The organism is Aurantimonas sp. NFXS3, assembly GCF_049132005.1.
GTDB classification, from domain to species: Bacteria; Pseudomonadota; Alphaproteobacteria; order Rhizobiales; family Rhizobiaceae; genus Aurantimonas; species Aurantimonas coralicida.
In genome coordinates this window covers 400,545-420,876 of record NZ_JAGDDZ010000001.1, presented here as the reverse complement: position 1 = coordinate 420,876, position 20,332 = coordinate 400,545, and the positions used below count along the sequence as shown (strand labels likewise).

General features: G+C 66.4%; 21 protein-coding genes. 10 read left to right on the top strand and 11 right to left on the bottom strand.

Annotated features, from left to right (window positions below; translation table 11 throughout):
• Nucleotides 1-56 precede the first annotated feature (56 nt).
• A complete protein-coding gene (locus tag J3367_RS01820; RefSeq protein ID WP_024349003.1) occupies nucleotides 57-779 on the top strand; it encodes an N-acyl amino acid synthase FeeM domain-containing protein in 723 nt (240 codons plus the stop codon).
• 54 nt (nucleotides 780-833) lie between these two features.
• Here J3367_RS01820 and pqqE read toward each other — a convergent pair whose 3' ends face one another.
• Genes pqqE through pqqA form a run of 5 tightly spaced genes read right to left on the bottom strand, consistent with a single transcriptional unit; the run spans nucleotide 834 to nucleotide 4,052 of the window.
• Nucleotides 834-1,976, bottom strand: a complete 1,143-nt coding sequence (gene pqqE / locus J3367_RS01815) for a pyrroloquinoline quinone biosynthesis protein PqqE (RefSeq protein WP_024349004.1) — start codon at nucleotides 1,974-1,976, stop codon at nucleotides 834-836.
• On the bottom strand, nucleotides 1,973-2,251 hold the full coding sequence (pqqD, locus tag J3367_RS01810; protein ID WP_024349005.1) for a pyrroloquinoline quinone biosynthesis peptide chaperone PqqD: 279 nt from the start codon (nucleotides 2,249-2,251) through the stop codon (nucleotides 1,973-1,975). The genes pqqE and pqqD overlap by 4 nt, the downstream gene beginning before the upstream one ends.
• On the bottom strand, nucleotides 2,248-3,021 hold the full coding sequence (pqqC, locus tag J3367_RS01805) for a pyrroloquinoline-quinone synthase PqqC (RefSeq protein ID WP_024349006.1): 774 nt from the start codon (nucleotides 3,019-3,021) through the stop codon (nucleotides 2,248-2,250). The genes pqqD and pqqC overlap by 4 nt, the downstream gene beginning before the upstream one ends.
• Nucleotides 3,018-3,932 (bottom strand): pyrroloquinoline quinone biosynthesis protein PqqB, encoded by a 915-nt coding sequence (pqqB, locus tag J3367_RS01800; protein WP_024349007.1) that lies wholly within the window; start codon nucleotides 3,930-3,932, stop codon nucleotides 3,018-3,020. Before pqqB ends, pqqC begins: the two co-directional genes overlap by 4 nt.
• A gap of 42 nt (nucleotides 3,933-3,974) precedes the next feature.
• Complete coding sequence (gene pqqA, locus J3367_RS01795) at nucleotides 3,975-4,052, bottom strand: pyrroloquinoline quinone precursor peptide PqqA (protein ID WP_007067894.1); 78 nt, start codon at nucleotides 4,050-4,052, stop codon at nucleotides 3,975-3,977.
• Between the two features lie 193 nt (nucleotides 4,053-4,245).
• On the opposite strand from pqqA, the gene meaB reads away from it, so the two are divergent.
• Entirely contained in the window at nucleotides 4,246-5,250 is a 1,005-nt protein-coding gene (gene meaB / locus J3367_RS01790) for a methylmalonyl Co-A mutase-associated GTPase MeaB (RefSeq protein ID WP_051141485.1), read from the top strand.
• 108 nt (nucleotides 5,251-5,358) lie between these two features.
• Complete coding sequence (locus tag J3367_RS01785) at nucleotides 5,359-6,180, top strand: NYN domain-containing protein (protein ID WP_024349009.1); 822 nt, start codon at nucleotides 5,359-5,361, stop codon at nucleotides 6,178-6,180.
• A 15-nt stretch (nucleotides 6,181-6,195) separates the two neighbouring features.
• Here the strand turns inward: J3367_RS01785 and J3367_RS01780 are convergent, their stop codons facing one another.
• Nucleotides 6,196-7,197 carry an asparaginase gene (locus tag J3367_RS01780; RefSeq protein WP_024349010.1) on the bottom strand — a complete coding sequence of 334 codons (1,002 nt, stop codon included), beginning with the start codon at nucleotides 7,195-7,197 and terminating at the stop codon, nucleotides 6,196-6,198.
• An 84-nt stretch (nucleotides 7,198-7,281) separates the two neighbouring features.
• Here J3367_RS01780 and J3367_RS01775 point away from each other — a divergent pair, with 84 nt between their 5' ends.
• On the top strand, nucleotides 7,282-8,028 hold the full coding sequence (locus J3367_RS01775) for a DUF3750 domain-containing protein (RefSeq protein ID WP_024349011.1): 747 nt from the start codon (nucleotides 7,282-7,284) through the stop codon (nucleotides 8,026-8,028).
• Between the two features lie 141 nt (nucleotides 8,029-8,169).
• Complete coding sequence (locus J3367_RS01770; protein ID WP_024349012.1) at nucleotides 8,170-9,594, top strand: methyl-accepting chemotaxis protein; 1,425 nt, start codon at nucleotides 8,170-8,172, stop codon at nucleotides 9,592-9,594.
• A gap of 109 nt (nucleotides 9,595-9,703) precedes the next feature.
• Here the strand turns inward: J3367_RS01770 and J3367_RS01765 are convergent, their stop codons facing one another.
• Nucleotides 9,704-10,774 carry a 3-carboxy-cis,cis-muconate cycloisomerase gene (locus J3367_RS01765; protein WP_024349013.1) on the bottom strand — a complete coding sequence of 357 codons (1,071 nt, stop codon included), beginning with the start codon at nucleotides 10,772-10,774 and terminating at the stop codon, nucleotides 9,704-9,706.
• A complete protein-coding gene (gene pcaD / locus J3367_RS01760; protein WP_024349014.1) occupies nucleotides 10,771-11,577 on the bottom strand; it encodes a 3-oxoadipate enol-lactonase in 807 nt (268 codons plus the stop codon). The genes J3367_RS01765 and pcaD overlap by 4 nt, the downstream gene beginning before the upstream one ends.
• A 168-nt stretch (nucleotides 11,578-11,745) precedes the next feature.
• Between pcaD and J3367_RS01755 the strand changes: the two genes are divergently transcribed.
• Nucleotides 11,746-12,696, top strand: a complete 951-nt coding sequence (locus tag J3367_RS01755; protein ID WP_024349015.1) for a carbohydrate kinase family protein — start codon at nucleotides 11,746-11,748, stop codon at nucleotides 12,694-12,696.
• A gap of 113 nt (nucleotides 12,697-12,809) precedes the next feature.
• Here J3367_RS01755 and J3367_RS01750 read toward each other — a convergent pair whose 3' ends face one another.
• Nucleotides 12,810-13,592: an outer membrane protein gene (locus J3367_RS01750; RefSeq protein ID WP_024349016.1), complete on the bottom strand. Its 783-nt coding sequence runs from the start codon at nucleotides 13,590-13,592 to the stop codon at nucleotides 12,810-12,812.
• A gap of 790 nt (nucleotides 13,593-14,382) precedes the next feature.
• On the opposite strand from J3367_RS01750, the gene J3367_RS01745 reads away from it, so the two are divergent.
• Nucleotides 14,383-14,826, top strand: coding sequence for a c-type cytochrome (locus tag J3367_RS01745; RefSeq protein WP_024349017.1), 444 nt, complete (start codon nucleotides 14,383-14,385; stop codon nucleotides 14,824-14,826).
• 92 nt (nucleotides 14,827-14,918) lie between these two features.
• On the opposite strand, the gene J3367_RS01740 is transcribed toward J3367_RS01745, so the two are convergent.
• A complete protein-coding gene (locus tag J3367_RS01740; RefSeq protein WP_024349018.1) occupies nucleotides 14,919-15,335 on the bottom strand; it encodes a hypothetical protein in 417 nt (138 codons plus the stop codon).
• A gap of 89 nt (nucleotides 15,336-15,424) precedes the next feature.
• Nucleotides 15,425-16,336 (bottom strand): class I fructose-bisphosphate aldolase, encoded by a 912-nt coding sequence (locus tag J3367_RS01735; protein WP_024349019.1) that lies wholly within the window; start codon nucleotides 16,334-16,336, stop codon nucleotides 15,425-15,427.
• A 241-nt stretch (nucleotides 16,337-16,577) separates the two neighbouring features.
• On the opposite strand from J3367_RS01735, the gene J3367_RS01730 reads away from it, so the two are divergent.
• The 3 genes from J3367_RS01730 (at nucleotide 16,578) to J3367_RS01720 (ending at nucleotide 20,261) form a co-directional block, all read left to right on the top strand.
• Entirely contained in the window at nucleotides 16,578-16,997 is a 420-nt protein-coding gene (locus J3367_RS01730; protein WP_421460082.1) for a hypothetical protein, read from the top strand.
• 154 nt (nucleotides 16,998-17,151) lie between these two features.
• The gene (locus J3367_RS01725) at nucleotides 17,152-18,705 is read left to right on the top strand and encodes an ABC transporter substrate-binding protein (RefSeq protein WP_024349021.1); all 1,554 of its coding nucleotides are present in this window, start codon (nucleotides 17,152-17,154) and stop codon (nucleotides 18,703-18,705) included.
• A gap of 257 nt (nucleotides 18,706-18,962) precedes the next feature.
• Complete coding sequence (locus J3367_RS01720) at nucleotides 18,963-20,261, top strand: imelysin family protein (RefSeq protein ID WP_081651791.1); 1,299 nt, start codon at nucleotides 18,963-18,965, stop codon at nucleotides 20,259-20,261.
• Nucleotides 20,262-20,332 lie beyond the last annotated feature (71 nt).

The window sequence follows — 20,332 nt, the reverse complement described above, 5'->3', positions numbered from 1 at the left end:
AACGAGGCACGAGCAAGTCTGGCAAACTCTCCGGTCGCTCTCAGATATCCAGCGTGATGAGAAGCGTCCGTTATTTCCAGGCCACCAGCGATACCGATCGCGAAAAGATCTATCGCCTGCGCTACGATGCGTATCTTGCCGAAGGGGCGATCGGCGAAGCACCGTCCCGCATGTTCTCAGATCGTCACGACGAGGATGTGAACGCATTCGTTCTGGGCATTGAGATCGATGACCGACTCGTCGCCTCGATCCGCCTGCATATCACCACCCCGGAATGCCGCGTCGGCCCGGCCATGGATGTCTTCGGCGCTGAATTGGCGCCGTTGCTCGACAAGGGCGAAAGCTTCGTCGACCCGACCCGCTTCGTCGTCGACCATAGCGTCCGGAAGATGACGACGCTCCTCCCCTTCGCCGGCCTCAGGCTCGGCTCCATGCTCGCCGACCATTTCGACGCCACCTACATGCTGGCGACGGTCCGGCCCGAACACGTGCCCTTCTACGACCGGATCTGCCTTCTGCACCCGCGGACCCCGGCCCGGCATTATCCCGGACTGAAGAAGCCGATCGCGCTCTGCTACAACGACATGCAGACGCTGCGCCGCGAACTCCACCCGAAGTTTCCGGTGTTCCAGTCGACAGCCGGCGAACGGGCGGAATTGTATGGTCCGTCGACGAGCCTCGTCGACCGCGCGCGCTGGGCAGGCTCGGCCAACGACAATGCCGCGCGGCGCTTCTCCTGGAAGCAGGCGACGGGACAGACGGCCGGCATGACGGCCTGACGAAACGCAGGGGCGCAACCGGCGCCCCGTCCCGGGGCCCGGTGACGGGGAAGGCTATCCGGCGCGGAATCCGCGATAGACCGCGGCGCCGGGGTCAACGACCGCCGAGGATTCCGTCGTGGCGATCTCGCCGAGCCGCTGATGCATATCCGACTTGATGCAGGCCGGATCGGTATTGGCCGCATCGCCCGTCAGCGCCAGCGCCTGGCAACGACAGCCACCGAAATCGATGTGCCGGCGCTCGCAGGAACGGCAGGGCTCCTTCATCCACGACGTGCCGCGATAGGCCTCGAAAGCCGGGGACGACGACCAGATGTCGGCGATCGAATGGTCCTGCACGGACCAGAATTCCAGATGCTTGATCGTCTCGGCCGCATGGCAGGGCAGTGCCCGCCCAGCCGGCGTCACGCTCAGCGTCCGCGCGCCCCAGCCGCCGTTACACAGCTTGGGATATTTGGCGTAATAGTCCGGGAACACCGCGTCGATGACCAGCGTGCCTTTCAGCCGCTCGCGGGCTTCCTCGACCTCGGTGATCGTCCGGTCGACGTCCTCGCGCGCCGGCATCAGCTGTGCCCGGTTCTTGAGGGCCCAGCCGTAATATTGCGTATGGGCGATCTCCAGGCGCTTGGCGCCGAAATCGACGGCCTTCTGGATCATCTGCGGCACCTGATGAATGTTCATCCGGTGGATGACCGCGTTCAGCGTCAGCGGGAAGCCACGCTCCACCACCGAACGGGCGAAGGCTTCCTTCTTCTCGAAGCCGCCGCGATAGCCGCCGACAAGCTCGGTGATCTGGGCATCCGCCCCCTGCAGCGAGAGCTGGATATGGTCGCAACCGGCCTCCAGCAGCGCATCCAGCGTGTCGTCGCTGACGCCGACGCCGGAGGTGATGAGGTTGGTATAGAGGCCCACCTCGCTGGCGTGGCGGGTCAGCTCGACGATGTCCTTGCGCGCCGTCGGCTCGCCGCCGGACAGGTGGATATGGATGACGCCGAGTTCGGCGGCCTCGCTGAACACCCGCTTCCAGGTCTCGGTGTCGAGCTCGCTGGACCGGCCGTCGAGCTGCAGCGGGTTCGAGCAATAGGTACAGCGCAGCGGGCAACGATGGGTGAGTTCGGCCAGAAGGCCCAGCGGTGGCGCCGGCGTCGGCTGCGCGACCGGCTCACCGGCCGGTTGGGGAAAGACGGCTTCGTTCATAACGTCACCATTTGCTTGTCGCTGAGATCGACAAGGAAGCTCGCGACATCGGGGCGGATGGTGGCTTCGTCAGCGGCGAAGACCTCGGCCAGCGAGCGGACGATCGTGCCGAAATCGGACTTGCCGTCGACCCGCTTCAGGATCTCGGTCGCAACGCCGTCGGCGTTGAAGATCCGCTCCGGGCCGACCAGGATGAAATTGCCGCGGACCTTGTCTTCGCGAAACTTCACGCCGTGCGGCAGCTTCGGAATCGTGGTGTCGGCAATCTCGGTCATGATCTCGGATTCTCTTTCTCTGCCGTGCCGGGCTGCCAGGCATCGGGCGGGGTCAGCCCCGGCGCGACATAGGCGAAATACAGGGCGTCGAGCTGCGCCCACAACACGTGGCACTTGAAGCGCAGGGCGTTGAGCACCGCCTCCTGCTCTTCCGGCCGGCGGGCGTTCTCCAGACAATACTCCAGCGCGAAATCGGAATCACGCTTGGCCTGCACGGGACGCTTGTCGAAATAGGCCAGCGTCTCGCGCGAGATGAAGTCGTAATGCTCGAGCATGCCACGCACGCGCGTGCCGATGACATTCGGCGAGAACAGCTCGGTCAGCGACGAGGCGATGGCCTCCAGCAGCGTCTTCTCCTGCACGAAATGCACATAGGCATCGACCGCGAAACGGGTGCCGGGCAGGATACCGGCTCCACTTTCCACATAGGCATGATCGAGGCCGACGCCATCGGTCAGGGCAATCCATTTCTCGATGCCGCCGCGCTGCGCCGGCTGCCCCTCGGACGCTTCCTGTCCGTCGTGGTCGATGATCCGCTGGCGCCATTCGCGCCGCAACTCCGTCGTCTGCAGACGTGCCAGGATGTGCGAATCCTTCACCGGGATCTGCGACTGGTAGTAGTAGCGATTGAGGGCCCAGGCCTGAACCTGCTCGCGGCTCAGCTCGCCATTCTGCAGCATCTGCTGGAACGGATGCAGATGGTGGTAACGCTCGGCGCCGATCTGGCGCAGCGCCGCCTCGAAGGCCTCGCGATCCATCATGGCCGTCATGGCGCGATCTCCATGCCATCCTTCGCAACCTGCCAGCCGGCTGCCTCGACAGCCTGCCGCTGGTCGGATCCCTCGATCAGGATCGGATTGGTGTTGTTGATGTGGATATAGGTCCGGTGACCGATCCCCAGATCGTCGAAGGCGTTCAGGCTGCCGCCCTCGCCCGAGATCGGGATGTGGCCCATGCGCCGGCCGGTCTTCGGACCGACGCCGGCCTGCGCCATCTCGTCGTCGTCGAACACGGTCCCGTCGAAGAGCAGCGCGTCGGCGCCGCGCACGCGCTCGCGCAGCGGTTCCGTCACCGCGGCGCAGCCGGGAATGTAATAGGCGGTCTGGCCATGCGCCGTCAGCCGGACGCCGACGGTCATCTCGCCTTCCTCGCCGACATCGACCTCGCCCTTTTCCAGGTAGAGCGGGACCTTGCCGGGAACCGAGAAGATCTCGACCTCCAGTCCGGGCACCGGCTCGAACGCCTGCCCGACCGCGACCGGCCGGCGCTCGACACAAGCGGGGTCAAGGACGGAAAAGATCGGGTTCTGCTGGATGACGTCGAGAACGCCTGCCGTTCCGTAGAGCGGGAAAGCCTGTTTCTCGCGCAATGTCAGAAGGCCGGCGACATGATCGACATCGCCATTGGTGACGAGCACCGCACCGATCGGCGACGCACGCCGCGTCGCATCGGCAGCCCCGGCCATCGGCGAGATCGGCGGGGATCGCATGATCTGCTCGCGCAGGTCGGGAGAGGCGTTCAGAAGAAGCCAGTTCTCACCGTCCGCCGTCGCGGCGATCGAGGATTGCGAGCGCGCGCTGACACGGGTGTCGCCGGTCCAGTAGAGGCGGCATACGTCACAGAGGCAGTTCCACTGGGGATAGCCGCCGCCGGCAGCGGAGCCCAATACAAAAAGCCGCAGGCGGGTCTGTGCCCGCCCGCGGCTATCATGTGCAGTCGACAATTAGAATTCGATCGGCATGTAGCCGTTGATTTCCATCGCGACGCAGACTTCCGTGATAACGGGCTTGTTCCAGGCCATTGTCATTCTCCCAAAGTGCCGCGACCGACAGAAGGTCGATCGCTGTACCCACCAACGGAAAGCTAGCAAAAGCGTTTCATCATCGAAAGCCACGCGGGGTCACAAAGACCGGTGCGAGCCGTTATCGGGAATGTTTCCTATACGGCGCCACTATGGTCGACAGCCACGCCGAGGCCCACTATTGCAGGCTCCCATGGCCGATTTCACCGATCCCGACACATTGGCGGCATCCTTGCTCGAAGGATCGCGCGCCGCGCTCTCGCGGGCGATCACCCTGGTCGAATCGACCCGCGCGGACCATCGCGCGACGGCAGCCGCGCTGCTCGATCGTCTCGCGCCGGAAACCGGACGGGCCATCCGCATCGGGCTCAGCGGCGTTCCGGGCGTCGGAAAGTCGACCCTTCTCGACGCCTTCGGCTCCATGCTGACGGCGAAGGGGCACCGGGTCGCGGTGCTGGCGGTGGACCCGTCCTCGGTCCGCAGCGGCGGCTCGATTCTCGGCGACAAGACCCGCATGGCGCGGCTGAGCGTCGATCGCAATGCCTATGTCCGCCCCTCCCCGTCCTCCGGCACGCTCGGCGGCGTCGCAGCCCAGACCCGCGAGACGATGCTTCTCTGCGAAGCGGCCGGCTTCGACGTGGTGATCGTCGAGACCATGGGCGTCGGCCAGGCCGAGGTCGCGGTGGCGGAGATGGTCGATCTCGTCCTTCTCCTGATGATCCCCGGCGGCGGCGACGAATTGCAGGGGATCAAGAAGGGCATTCTCGAGGTCGCCGACATCATCGCCATGAACAAGGCCGACGGCGGCAATGTCGACGCGGCGAAGACCGCCGCCTCCGAGATCCGCTCGGCGCTCAACATACTGGCGCCGCGTTCGGCCGCATGGCGCGTTCCCGTCGCCACGGTCTCCGGCATGACCGGCGCCGGGCTCGACGCGCTCTGGGGCGAGATCGAACGCTTCCGGCAGGTGCATGGCGACAACGGCGCCTGGGACGAACGCCGGGCCGACCAGCGCGTGCGCTGGCTGTGGTCCAGCCTCGACGCCGCGATCCGCCGGCGCGTCCTGTCCGGGCCGAACTGGCCGGCCGAGATCGCCGCCGGTGAAAACGCCGTGCGCACCGGGGAGCGGGCGCCCTCGGCCGTTGCCGAAGATATCCTCGACCATCTGGGTCTGCCCCGCTCCGGCGGGAACCGATGACGGCCGCCCCACCGTCGCAATCCTCCATTTCGCGCGTGTCGCAGCCAATGCCTGTGCACCGGCGCCGCGCGCCTTAGATCGCCTCTCACGAGAGCCAAGGATTTCTGCATGTCCAACACAAGACCAGACCGCACTGCGCGCCTAGCCGTGCTGATCGACGCCGACAACGCCTCATCGCGGATCGCCGACGGCCTGTTCGAGGAAATCGCCAAGATCGGCGAAGCCAGCGTGCGCCGCATCTACGGCGACTTCTCCTCGTCGCGCTCGAAGGGCTGGGCCGACGTGCTGTCGCGCCACGCCATCATCCCGCAGCAGCAATTCGCCTACACCACCGGCAAGAACGCCTCCGACATCACCCTCGTCATCGACGCGATGGACCTGCTCCACAGCGGACGCTTCGACGGCTTCTGCCTGGTGTCGTCGGACAGCGACTTCACGCGGCTGGCGGCGCGGATCCGCGAGCAGGGCGTCGACGTCTACGGCTTCGGCGAGCAGAAGACCCCCGAGAGCTTCCGCCAGGCCTGCCGCCGCTTCATCTACACCGAGAACCTGCTGCCCCAGCGCATCGCACCGGAAAAGGACGACGGCAAGCCGACCAGCGCACCGCTCGCCAAGCCGCAGGAAGCCGCCGAACTGCTCAAGCGGGTCATCGACCAGATGGACACCGAGGATGGCTGGGTGAATCTCGGCAGCTTCGGCAAGCAGCTCCTCAACCTGTCCTCGGACTTCGATCCGCGTACCTATGGCTTCAAGAAGCTGTCGGACCTCGTGCGCTCGACCGATCTGTTCGAGGTGGACGACCCGGAGGGCGGCAGCGTCGACATCCGGCTGAAGCCGACGACCAAACCGGCGCCGCGCCGGCGCTCCACCCGCAGCCCTGCCAAGAGCAGCGAGCGGACGCGGTCGGCGCCGAAGAGCGACTGGAGCTGAGCGCCTGACGCCGGACTAGTCGAGCGTCGCCCGGACGGCGCCGACCTCGGTCTTCTCCCAGTTGCGCAGGGTCGTCTCGGACAGCGCATCGAAACGGGCCGCCAGATCGGCATCGTGGCTGCGCAGCGCCGCGGCGATGACCGCTGCCGCTAGCACCTCACTGGCCCGCGTCGCCCCGTCATCGATCTTCAGCGCGAAGCCGAGGCCGAACTCCGGTAGCGCCCCGCAGAACACGCCCTCCGCACCGGTCTTGGCGAAGACCTTGCCGGGCGCGGCCTGCATCAGCGCCTCGCAGGCCCGGCCGGTGCCCGACATTTCCCAGGGATGGGCCATGCAGGCGTCGATGAGCCGCCGGCCGGCGGCTGCGCGCTCGGGGGCGATCCCATGTCCGCTGACCAGCTTGGCGAAGCCATGGGCGAAGCTCTTCAGCGGCGCAGCGAAGGTTGGGATCGAGCAGCCGTCGGTACCGCAGACATCGGAATTCAGATCGAAGCCGGTCAGATCCTCGATCACCGCCTTGGCGCGCTGCTGCACCGGATGACCAAGCCCGACATAGCCGCGGGTTTCCTCGCCCTGATGCACCGCCGTGCAGAGGAAGCCGGCATGCTTGCCCGAGCAGTTGTTATGCAGCGCCGTCGGCTTCTCGCCGCGCCGGGCCAGCTCGCGCGACACCGACGCGTCGAACGGCCAGTGGCAGCCGCATTCGAGCACCGTGCCGTCGAGCCCGGCTTTCGCCAGCATCTCCGCCGCCAGACGCGCATGGCCGTCCTCACCCGAATGGGAGGCACAGGCCAGCGCCAGTTCCCGGTCGCCGAAACCGTAGGCATCGGCGGCGCCCGTCTCGATCAGCGGAATGCCCTGGAACACCTTGATCGCCGAGCGCGGAAACACCGGCCGCAGGATGTCTCCGCGATGGTCGACCATCTCGCCCGAACCATCGACGAGCGCGAAACCGCCGCGATGGAAACTCTCCACGATACCACCGCGGGTCACTTCCACGAGAACCGGGTTTGCCATTGGGCACCTCGACCTTAAGCTGCTGTTTCGAAACGTCGCCTCAATATCAGTCCGATACGCCCCCCGCCACCTGCCCGCGAGCCGATGCGTCCCTTGAAATTGCTGCTGCTTCTCATTGCCGGGGTCTATGTGCTGCCGGCGGCCCTGTCCGCATTGCTCTGGTGGACCGGCGAACATCCCGGCTCGTGGCGCCAGGCGGACTGGAGCTCGGCCCAGATTCTGCCGGTGCCGGACGACGGCACGCCGGCGGCCCTCTACATTCTCGCCGCGCGCACCGGCGGCATGAAGGGCGCCGTTTCCCAGCATTCCTGGATCGTCTTGAAGGGCGATGGCGCCAGCCCCTACGAGCGCTGGGACAAGGTCGGCTGGGGCATGCCGATCCGGCAGAACCACCGGCCGGCCGATGGCCTGTGGTACTCCAATGTTCCCGAGATCGTCGTCGCCGTCACGGGAGAGCGCGCCGAACGCCTGATCCCGCAGGTCCGCGACGCCATCGCCTCCTACCCCTTCGCAGCGTCGGGCGGCTACCACATCTTCCCCGGGCCGAACTCCAACACCTTCGTCGCCCATGTGATGCGCGCCGTGCCCGGCATCGCCGCCACCCTGCCGGCCGCCGCGATTGGCCGCGACTACCCCTCCGAGGGCCGCCTCGTCGCGCTCGATCCCGACCGGGCGGAGTTCCGCCTCTCGCTGTGGGGCTATGCGGGCCTCGTCGTCGGCTGGGATTCGGGCTTCGAGGTCAATTTCCTTGGCCTCGTCGCCGGGCTCGACCCCCGCCGCCTGGCGATCAAGGTCCCGGCCTTCGGCACCTACGCCCTGCGCGGGACCTAGCGGAACGCCAAGAAGACCGGCGTGATCGCGAACGCAACATGCAATGCAGCCCGGCACCGATGCTTAACGCGCGGAAACAGCAACCTTTCGTTCACCACGACTTGCTAGGCTTCCCGGAATTGTTGCGGGGGAGACGCCGGCATGCTGCAGATGATGCGCAAACAGAGAAGCTATCGCGAGCAGTTCGCCGACGCGGTGATCGAAGTCTCGCCCGACGGCTACTACGTCCTGCAGGACGGCGTGATCCGCGACTGCAATCCCGCGACCGAGGCCATGCTGAGGGGCAAGCGCGAGGGCATCGTCGGCCTCACCCCGAAGGCGATTTCCCCGGACACTCAGCCCGATGGCAGTCGCAGCGACGCCCGGCTCCGCGACATTCTCGCCGAGGCGACGAAGAACGGCGCGGCGCGCTTCGAATGGACGACCAAGCGTCTCGACGGCACGACCTTTCCCGGCTTCGTCACCATCATGGCGACGAAAATCAACGGCAAACCCGCCTATGTCACCTTCCTCGTCGACCTCACGGTGATGGTCGAGATGCGTGAGGAGGGTGCGAAGGCGCAGGCCGCCGAAGCCAGGGCTGCGGAGGAGCAGACCCGCGCCATCGAGACACTGGCGACGGCGCTGAACCAGATCGCCGGCGGCGACCTTCGCGCCCGCCTCGCGACGAAGCTGCCGGCCGCCTTCGGCAAGATCGGCACCGATTTCGACAGCGCCATCGGCGCTCTGGCCGACGCGCTCGCCGAAGTGGCATCTACCGTCGGCAGCGTCGAGCAGGCGACGGGCGGCATCGCCCAGTCCTCCGCCGATCTGGCGCACCGCACCGAGCAGCAGGCGGCTTCCCTGGAGCAGACGGTCGCGGCCCTCGGCGAGGTGACGGCGGCAGTCAACCGAACGGCCGAGAGTTCCAGCCAGGCGCGGACCGTGGCGACGGCAGCCCGCGACAAGGCGGAAAAGGGCGGCGAGGTCGTCTCGCGCGCCGTTGCCGCGATGAGCCGCATCGAGACCTCCTCCCACAAGATCGGCGAAATCATCGGGGTGATCGACGAAATCGCCTTCCAGACCAATCTCCTGGCGCTGAATGCCGGCGTCGAGGCGGCCCGTGCCGGCGAGGCCGGCAAGGGCTTCGCCGTGGTCGCGCAGGAAGTGCGTGGCCTTGCCCAGCGCTCCGCCGATGCGGCGAAGGAGATCAAGCTGCTTATCTCGGCCTCCGGCGAGGAGGTGAAGAACGGCGTCGAACTCGTCACCGCATCAGGTCGCAGCCTCGACGAGATCGTCCAGGAAGTCGCCGCGATGACCGACGTCATCGGCCGGATCGCGGTCTCCGCGACCGAACAGGCGACGAGCCTGAGGGAGGTCTCCGGCGCTGCCGCCGAGATGGACCGGGCGACCCAGCAGAACGCCGCCCTGGTCGAGGAGACCACCGCCGCCGTGCAGGCGCTGGCGGCCGATGCCCGCAATCTCGGTGATGTGGTCGAACGCTTCCGCCTGGAGGACGATGCCGTCCATCAGCGCGGCGGCTCGCAGCAACCCGCTTCGCGCTCGCGTCTCGACCGCGCCGCCTGAACGGCAGCCAGACAAGGGCGCGTCGCCCGATCGTTGCGCCAGGCAACGCGTTCGCGTTTCGAAGAAGGCCGGAAACACGAGCGGAGTTTCCGTGCCGCTCGCGATCGGCTCAGCCTGTTCGTGCCGCCTCCGCCAGTGACAACCGGCCCAGCAGATCCTGCGCCGTGCGCGTCGCCGCGCCGGCGGCCATCGCCATCTGCGGCAGGATCATCCATTCCAGCGTCCAGGCCGCACCCGACCGCTCGTTCTCATGGACCAGCGAGTGGTGCAGACCCGAGACCAGCGTGGCGTTGAAGCGCGCCAGCGTGACCAGCACCTCCGCCCCGACGGGGTTCTGCTTGTGCGGCATGGCCGAGGATCCGCCACCTCCCTGCAGCGCCAGTTCGCCGACCTCGTTCTGCAACGACAGCACGACGTCCTGCCCGAACTTGCCGAGCGCGCCGGTGATCAGCGACAGCCAGGTACCGAACTCGACGATGCCGTCGCGGTCCGAATGCAGCGAGCCCGGCGCCGACCAGAGCCCCAGCGTCTCGGCGACGCGCGCGGCTATCGCGTCCCCCTTGCCGTCGAGACCGGCACGGTCCCCGACGGCGCCGCCGAACCGCAGCGCGAAGGCCCGCGGGGCGATCTCCTCGCGCCGCAGCCGGCACCGCACCAGCGGGTCCGACCACGCCGAAAGTTTACGCTGGAACCGGGTCGGGCGGGCCGCCTGCATGCGGGTATGGGCCATCACCTCAGCATCGCCGGCCGCGATGCTCCACTCTGCCAGCCCGTCGACCAGTGCCGCCAGCCGCCGATCGAGGACGAGGGACACCCCCTGCATGCGCATCGCCATGGACGCGTCGATCACGTCCTGGCTGGTCGCGCCCTTGTGCAGCGCCGCAGCATGATCGTCGGCGAGATCGGCCCTGAGCTGACGCAGCAGGTCCGGCACGACCACCCCGTCGCGGGCCGTTCCGTCCGCCAGACCGGCAATGTCCGGGGTGAAACCCGACGTCCGCGCCGCGATCGCGGCAGCTGATTCTGCGGCGATCAGCCCTTCCGCGGCCTCGGCCTCGGCCAGCGCCGTCTCGAAGGCCAGCATGGCTTCAATGTCCGATGCGGCGGTGAAGTAGGAGGAGAGCTCCTCGTCCCCCACGAGCCCGGCGAGGATCGGATTGGAGAAGACGGCTGCCGTCATTGGTTGCCCGCGCCGCCGAACACCTCGGCCGCGAAGTCCGCGACCAGGCGCGTCGTCGCCTGCGGCTGCTCGATGCATGGCAGATGCCCGGCATTCTCGACGATCTCGAAGCGCGCGCCAGCGATGAGATCGGCAGTCGAGCGCACGAGATCGGGCGGGGTCGAGCCGTCATGGTCGCCGACGACGCAGAGCACCGGCAGCGTCAGTGCTCCTGTCGCGTCTGTATAATCGGCATCGCGCAGGGCGCAGCAACTGCCCAGATAGCCGGCCAGCGGCGTGCGCAGCAGCATGTTGGAATAGCCCACGAAATCGGGCTTGCCGGGCGCGCGGAAGTCGGGCGTGAACCAGCGCTGCAGAATCTGGTCGGAAATGGCCGCGATGCCGTCCGCCTCGATCGCGGTAATCCGCTGGTTCCACAGCTCGTCCGAGCCGATGCGATGCGCCGTATCCATCAGCACCAGCCCCTTGGCGACGCCCGGATGCTGCGAGGCGAGCCCCTGCGCGATCATGCCGCCGATCGACAGCCCGACGACCAGCGGATCGACGAGACCCAGATGATCGATCAGCGCCTTCAGGTCGGCCACGTGGTCTTCCATCGCATAGGGGGACGGCGTTGCCTCCGACAGGCCATGACCACGCTTGTCGTAGCGAACGATCCGGTAATCGGCCGCCAGATCGGCCACCATGGCGTCCCAGATGCGGAAATCGGTCCCGAGCGAATTGGCGAAGACCAGCGTCGGCCCTGCCGCGTTCCCCTCGACCTTGTGATGGAGAACGACGCCGTTGACCCGTTCGAATGCCATTGCTGCGGTATCCTTGTTACTTGCTCCGTTCGGCGATCATAGGCGTGGCGGCCGCGGAAGAAAGCCCATTGCAGCGTCCGTCCCGACCGCCCCTCGCCTTCCCCGTTTCGCCGAGACCTGCTAGCCGCTAAAGGCACCAGAGTGGATCCGGGGTGCGGGAGGCCTGCCATGTTCCTCAGTTGCGGCGATGCGCTGTTCGATCTTTTCGTCGAAACCGGCGACGACGTGGCGCAGATCGCGCTTGCCGGCCGTGTCGGCGGCTCGCCGCTGAATGTCGCGCTCGGTCTGGCGCGCCTCGGACATCCCGCCGGCTTCTTCACCAAGGTCTCGCGCGACATCTTCGGCACCCGCATTCGCGGCTTCATGGAACGCGAGGCGATCGACCAGCAATTCCTGATCCCGACGGATCGCAACACCACGCTCGCCATGGTCTCGCTAGCGGCCGACGGCTCGGCGGCCTACGATTTCTACATCGAGGGCACGGCCGACCGTTCGGTCGAACCGTCGGACGTACCGGCCGAATTTCCCGAGGCGCTCGCCGCGATCCATGTCGCGTCCTATTCCACCGTCACCGAACCGACGGCATCCGCACTGATGAAGCTGGTGCGCCAGGAATCCGGGCGACGCTTCATCTCCTACGATCCGAACATCCGCACCGCGATCGAGCCGGACATCGACATCTGGCGCGCGAAAGTCGCCGAGATCGTCCCCTTCGCCGGTTTGGTGAAGGCAAGCGAGGAGGATCTCGAACAGCTCTATCCGGGACGCGCCGCCGAAGCCGTGCTGGCGGACTGGGTCGGCGCCGGAGCGGAGATGGCGGTGGTCACGCGCGGAGAGAACGGCGCTATTGCGCTGACGGGTGGCGGCGTCACCGCCACGGTCGCGGGGCAGCGGATCGTCGTCGCCGATACGGTCGGCGCCGGCGACACGTTTCAGGCCGCACTTCTGGCTGCGCTCAAGGAGCGCGGGCAATTGTCACGCGCCGCCCTGAAGCAGGCCGACCAGGCCAGCGTGGAATCGCTGCTTCGCTTCGCGGTCGGGGCGGCCGCGGTCACCTGCTCCCGTCGCGGCGCCGACCTGCCGCGCCGCGCCGATCTCGGGCTGCCGCCGCTGGCCTGACCACGGTCATTCCCGCCGGTTTCGGAAATCCACAAACGAAAAAGCCCGACGGATCGCGAGGATCCGCCGGGCTCTGAAGCGAAACCGGACGCCTGAGGCGTCCGGAACCGTTCTTAGTTGAAGCGATACGAGGCCTTGGCCCAGATCGTGTGGAAGTCCAGGTCGTCGTTGTTCGACTCGCTGGTGAAGCTGACGGTGTTGGTGCCGTTGGTACCGGTGACCGTCTGATCGTTCGAACCGAGGTTCGTGTAGAGATACTCGACGCCGAACGAGATGTTGTTCGTCGCCATCACGTCCACGCCACCGCCGACGGCATAGCCGATGTCGGTGTCGTCTTCGTCCTGGTCGAAGGTGTAGCCAGCGAAGCTACCCGACGAAGCCGGAGCGGTCGCGTCGTTGTCGACGCCGGCATAGGCGAGACCGCCCGTACCGTAGAGCAGGACGCTGTCCATGGCGTAACCAACGCGCGCCCGGACCGTGCCGAGGTAGTTGATGTCGCTGCTCGTCGAGAAGGTCGAGCCACCGGTCGTGTAGGAGCGGTTGGTCTCGGCGTCGATGTAGTTGATGTCGGCGACCGCACCCACGACGAAGTCGTTGATCTGGTAGTCGTAACCGATGTGACCACCGCCGATGAAGCCGGCATTGTCGTCATCTTCGGAATACGTGCCGGTGCCGAATGCGCCGCCGCCGCCCGGGTTGAACGTCGCGCCATCGGACTCGTTGCCGAATGCGACGCCAGCCTGGCCACCGATGTAGAGGCCGGTCCAGGTTGCGGTGGTGGCGACAGGCTCGATGGCCATCGGCGCCGGTGCCGGCGGCTCCTCATAGATGACGTCCGCGGCCAGGGCCGGGGTCACGAAAGCCGTGGTGGCGAGAAGCAATGCAAGGCGTTTCATAGTCGTACTCCATTATGTCGCTTGCGCGACCTTGTCTCCGGACCGACGCTGCCGTCGGCGCCGAATGCCGCACCCGTGTTGTCGGGTTCGGGAGGGTTATGGTTCGCATCCGTGCTCAGAAAATGGCAGGAATACGTTCTCCTTCGCCGTGTTGCCGATCCGCAACGAGGACCTGCAGGACCCGGCGTCGTGAATCCTTCGTAACGCCCGACCCTTTATTCTCCCTTAAAAACGATGGTTTACGTCAACCGCCCGTTCACGGACGCCCTTAATCAATGAGGCGAAGTTGTGTCGGAAGTTATTCCTAGACCGCGATGCAGCAACGTGCCCGCCGGGCCCCGACGCGGCCTGCCCCCCGCATAGCAGGGCGTCGACGAGGATTGCGGATCGGGCGACGACCGAGCGGAAAGCCGCCCCATTCCCGCCATGCTCAATCACCGATTTTCACCGATGGAGCATCGGTCCAGATCAGAGCGCAGATCGTCTGTCTGACACATCCGCATGGACATCCGCCGATCGCCGCGCCTCAGCTCTCGTTAGTCCGGCCGGTCATCGCGCTTCGGGAAACTGGAGCGTTGCCACCTTCCCTGCTTGGATACACTTCATCTGGGCAGGCCGGACCGCCGCATGAGCAGGCGCGCCAGGGCGGTGAGAGCCTGCCGCCCGCGCCGCGCCGCCATTCCATTCGCGCGACCACGCCGCCTGCGACCTGAATTCGCGGTCCGGCTGATTGCCCTCTCTGGAACCGTTCCATATCCTTCCGAAGGCACCGTCATTGGTTGGAGGACATATGAACAGGTTGATCGTCGCTGCGGGAGCCCTGCTCTCGCTGACACTGGCGAACGGGGCTCTTGCCCAGACCGCCGGAGATCCGGATGCCGGCAAGAAGGTCTTCCGCAAATGCATGGCCTGCCACGCCGTCGGCGAAGGCGCCAAGAACAAGATCGGCCCCGAGCTGAACGGCGTCATCGGGGAGAAGCCCGGCGCGGTCGAGGGCTATTCCTTCTCGCCGGCCTTCCAGGAATGGGCGGCTGATAAGGCGGCCTGGAACGAGGAACTGATGACGGCCTGGCTCACTAATCCGCGCGATGTGGTGAAGGGCACCAAGATGGTCTTCCCCGGCATCAAGAAGGAACAGGAGATGGTCGATATCATCGCCTATCTCGCCTCCTTCGACGAAGCCGGCGCAACGCGCGATCCGGCCGAGGCCCTGGCTGCCGCTGCGGCCCAGTAGGCTCACTTCCCGGAGACGCAGATCGCGGCCGCCCTCGGGCGGCCGCTGTCGTTTCGGCGCCGCCGGGCGTCAACGGCCTGCGAACGGACGCCTCATTCGGGAGCCGTTTCCGCCGCCGGCTCGCCGGCTGGCAGTCGGTCAATCAGGGCGTCGATTTCGGGATAGAACCATTTACGTCCCGGATAGCCCTCGAGCCGTCCGATTTCGCGGCCCTCGTCGTCCACCAGCACGAAGGTGGGCGTGAAGACGGCGGGCACCAGCGTATCGATGCCGCCGCGACGATCGTCATGGATGTCGACCCGGCGCAGCGGGGCCAGCCTCCCGGCGTTGCTGGCGGGATAGCCCGGTGCGATCTCGGCGTCGAAGGCCTCGCAGAACGGACAGCCAGCCTGCTCGAACATCAGGAGCTCGGCAGCATTCGCCTGTCCCTCGGCAGCGAACAGCACCGCCGCCAGCCAGACCGCCGCGAGAGCATCGAAGACCCGGCTTGATAGGAAGAGCGCCGACATGGCGTCACGCTAGCACGAACGCGCAGGTCCCGGAGGGCCCGGCAACTCCAATACCGGCGGCGCCTGTCCCGGCGCCGCCGAACATTGGTCTAGCGGTAGATGTCCATGACTTCGTTGAGAAGCGCCAGCGCCTCTTCCTTCGGGCGCTGGAAGGAGTTGCGACCGATGATCGAGCCGTTGCCACCACCTTCGCGGATAGCGCGCACTTCGTCGAGCAACTCGTCGGTGTTCTTCGCGGCGCCGCCCGAGAAGACCACGAGGCGCTTGCCGGCAAAGGCCGCCTGCATGATGTGGCGGACCCGCGCTGCGGCCGTGTCACCGGGGATCTCGTACTTGTCGTAGACCGTCTTGGCCGCGTCGAGATCGAGATGGCTGGTCGGCAGCTTCACCTTGATGATCGTCGCGCCCATCAGCGCCGCCATGTGCGCGGCATAGGCGATGATGTCGAGCGCGGTTTCTCCGTCCTTCGTCACCTTGCCGCCGCGCGGATACGACCACACCACCGTCATCAGGCCGCGCGACTTGGCCTCGTAGCTGATCTCGCGCAGTTCCTCGATCATGGCGTAGGAATTGTCGGCACCCGGATAGATCGTGAAGCCGACGCCGACACAGCCGAGACGCATGGCGTCCTCGACCTTCGCCGTCACCGCCTGGTCGGCGCCGCCGACCAGCGAATTGCCGCTGTTCAGCTTCAGGATCAGCGGCACCTCGCCGGCAAAGGTGTCAGCGCCCTGCTCGAGCAGGCCGAGCGGAGCGGCATAACCGGAAACACCAGCGTCGATGGCCAGCTGGTAGAGATAGTGCGGGTCGTAGCCGACGGGGTTCGGCGCAAAGCTGCGGGCCGGACCATGCTCGAAGCCCTGGTCGACCGGCAGGATCACGACGCGGCCGGTACCCGCCAGCTTGCCGTGCATCAAGAGGCGGGAGAGATTGCTTTTCAGGCCGGGCGTCTCGCCCTCGTACCAGGACAGGATCTCGCGGACGGTCTGCGTTCTTAGCATGTCTCTCCCCTTCGTGGCACCGGCGGCCACCCTGGCCCACCGGTTGGTTCGTCATCCCTATTGATGACCCGGACGCGTGACGTCCAGTACCGGGCGCATGCTCGCCGGTATTAAAATCGGTTGAATAGCCGGCGGCGTCGATCGCGCCCGTTTTGAGCCGACTAAAGAAACCGGATCAGTGACTTCGAGGGTTTGTCCGCGCAACGAAACGGCCGTTCGCGCGTTAACGGTTTGGAGGTCTGTGATGCTCGGTGTTTCTGCGTTCCCGCCTGGATTTGGTAGCGACGAATACATGATGTTCGCCTGCGGCGGCAGCGCGGCGCGGACGGATGCTGTCTCCGCCGATGTGCCCGCGACTGAAGCGGCGCCATCCGCAGCGGCAGACCCGATCACGACAGCCGCCCAGGCGGACGTCGTGCGCGAGCCCGTCCATGCCGCGGAGCCGGTACATTACACGCCGCAGGTCTGGGCGCAGGCCGAACCGACACGGCAGCAGGTCCGGCTGGGCAGACGGGGCTTCTATCTGGCCCGCTCGCAGCGCGACGATCTGGCGAGTGGCGCGGCCGTCGCCGACAACCGGATGACGAGCGTGATGATCCCGACGGCAGTGGTCGGAACCCTCCTCGCCATGGCCGGATATTTCTTCGACGTTCTCCTCTGAGCATTCCGCCCGGCCATGCCCGGGTACCTGCTCAAGGACAAAGACGCCCCAATCGGGCTGACGACACGCGCGGCGTCTCATTTCGGCCCGCCGGTTGATCCATAAGGCTGAATCAGCAACATCGCTTTTCCAGCCGATTGACCGGAGCAGTTTCATGAGATGGTTCGTCACCGTCCTCGCAGTCCTGTTGACTGTGTTCGCCGGACCGACCGCCGCGCAGACGTCCGACGAGACCCTCGTCGTCGGCCAGATCGCCGAGCCGAAATCGCTCGATCCGCAGACCGTGACGGCGACCAACGACTTCCGCATCCTGGTGAACGTCTTTGACGGGCTGGTGCGCTTCAAGCGCGGCACGCTCGAGGTCGAACCGGCGCTCGCGACCGACTGGACCGTGTCCGACGATCAGCTGACCTACACCTTCAATCTGCGCGAAGGCGTGACCTTTCACGACGGCACGCCGTTCGATGCGGAGGCGGTGAAATTCACCTTCGACCGGATGCTCGACCCGGACCACCCGCAGCACGGCACGGGCCCCTTTCCCCTCGCCTTCTTCTTTTCCATGGTCGAGGCCGTCGAGACCCCCGATCCGATGACCGTGACGTTCCAGCTGAAGGAGCCGTTCGCGCCATTCCTGTCCAATCTGGCCTACCCGACCGGCCTGATCGTCTCCCCGTCGGCCGTTGCAGAAAGCGGCCAGGGCTTTGCCCGCGCGCCCGTCGGAACCGGGGCATTCCGCTTCACCGAATGGACACCGGACGAGGCTGTCACCCTTGCCCGCAACCCCGATTACTGGGATGGCACGCCATCGATGGAGACGGTCGTCTTCCGACCGATCCCGGACGCCGCCGCCCGTGCTTCCGACATGCTGTCGGGGGGTATCGACATCATGGCCGAGGTGCCGCCCGCGAGCCTCGCCGCCTTCCGCGACAACCCCAATTTCGTCGTCCACGAGGAAACCGGCCCGCATCTCTGGTTCCTGATCCTCAACACAAGGGAAGGCCCCTTCTCGGACAAGCGCGTTCGCCAGGCGGTCAACTACGCCATCGACAAGGAGAGCCTCATCGAGGACGTCCTGCAGGGCACAGCGGAGATCGCCGCCGGCCCCATTCCGCCAGCCTTCGACTGGGCCAATGACGGTTCCGTTCAGCCCTACCCGCACGATCCGGAGAAGGCGCGCGAGCTGATCCGGCAGGCCGGCGTCGAGGGCGCTTCCCTCACCTTCTACGTTGCCGAGGGCGGGTCCGGCATGCTCGATCCCGTGGCCATGGCCGAAGCCATCCAGGCTGATCTGAAGGCGGTCGGGCTCAATGCCCGGATCGAGACCTATGAGTGGAATACCTTTCTTTCCAACGTCAATCCGGGGCTCGCGGGCAAGGCCGACATGGCCGAGATGGCGTGGATGACCAACGACCCCGACACCTTGCCCTTCCTGGCACTGCGCAGCGATGCCATGCCGGAGACGGGCGGTTTTAATGCGGGCTATTACGCCAACGCCGAAGTCGATCGCCTGCTCGCCGAAGCCCGCCGGACGACCGACCCCGCAGCTCGCGGCGCCCTCTACAACCGGGTGCAGGCGATCATCCACGAGGATGCGCCTTGGGCCTTCATCGCCAACTGGAAGCAGAACGCCGTCGCCACGACGGCGATAGAGAATTTCGACCTGGAGCCGAGCTTCCTCATGCTCCTGCGCGGCGTCTCCAAGGGGTAGCTCCCCCGGCAACCGGCATCGGCGGGCGGCGCGCTCGCCGATGCCGGACTCCGTGCGCCCTCGGCCGACAAATCATCTGCCGCAACACAAGCAAAACCAAGCAGATCGGATTCTTTGAACGACTCTAAACTGGACTTTAAGAGTTGACTTTACACCGGCCCAAGTTCTAGCCCGAAACGACAGTCACGGGCTGACGGCTCGCCCCTGGCAATTTGGCAGAAGCCGGACAGGCGTTCGGCCAGAACTGGAGCACGACCATGAACTCTCTCCGCCCGATGGCCCGAACCGGCCTCGCCGCCCTTTCCGGCGTCTTCCTGCTGGCAGTTGCCCCGTCGGCCCTCGCCGCCGACGACGCGCCGGACAAGGCCGCGGTTCTCGCGAACTATTCCGACATCGCGCTTGCCGGCTATCAGGACGCGCTGGCTGCGGCGAAGACGCTCGACGAGGCGACCGACGCCCTGATCGCCGATCCCAGCGAAGCGACCCTGAAGGCCGCCCGTGACGCATGGCGCGCTGCCCGGCCGAGCTACCAGGAGACCGAGGCCTTCCGCTTCGGCAATCCGATTGTCGACGACTGGGAAGGCCGCGTGAATGCCTGGCCGCTGGACGAGGGGCTGATCGATTACGTCGCGGGCACCTACGGCACCGAGTCCGACGCGAACAATCTCTACACCGCCAACGTCATCGCCAACCCGTCGATCACCATCGGCGGCGAGACCATCGACGCCTCGACCATCACGCCCGAACTCCTTCAGGACAAGCTGCAGGAAGCCGGCGGCGTCGAGGCGAATGTCGCCACCGGCTACCATGCGGTCGAGTTTCTGCTCTGGGGCCAGGACCTGAACGGCACGGATGCCGGCGCCGGCGAGCGCCCGCACACCGATTTTGCCAGCGGCGACGACTGCACGGGCGGCAATTGCGACCGGCGCGGCCAGTATCTCGACGCGGCCACAGACCTGCTGGTCACCGATCTGGAAGAGATGGTCGGCAATTGGGAAGAGGACGGCGCGGCCCGCAAGGCTCTGCTCGATTCCCCCGAGAACGGCATTTCCGCGATCCTCACCGGCATGGGGTCGCTCTCCTATGGCGAACTGGCCGGCGAGCGCATGAAGCTCGGCCTGCTGCTGCACGATCCGGAGGAGGAGCATGACTGCTTCTCCGACAACACCCACATCTCGCACCTCCACGACGCCATCGGCATTCGCAACGTCTATACCGGCCGCTACGAGCGCACGGACGGAACGATTGTCGAGGGCCCGTCCGTTTCCGACCTCGTTGCCGCCAGCGCGCCGGAGATCGATCAGGAGCTGCGCGCCAAGCTCGACGCGACGGTGTCCGCGATGGAGACGATGGCCAAGGCGGCCGAGGACGGCGAGGCCTACGATCAGCAGATCGGCGAAGGCAACGACGAGGGCAACGCCCGCGTCCAGGCCGCGATCGACGGCCTGGTCGACCAGACCCGCGCCATCGAGCGTGCCGTCGCGGCGCTCGATCTGGGCAATGTCAGCATCGAGGGCTCCGACAGTCTGGACAACGTCAACGCCGTCTTCCAGTAAGCTGCAGCGCCACCGCCGGCGGCCCCAGGGATCGTCGGAGGTGGCCTTGACCGCGCCGACGAGACCCTTCG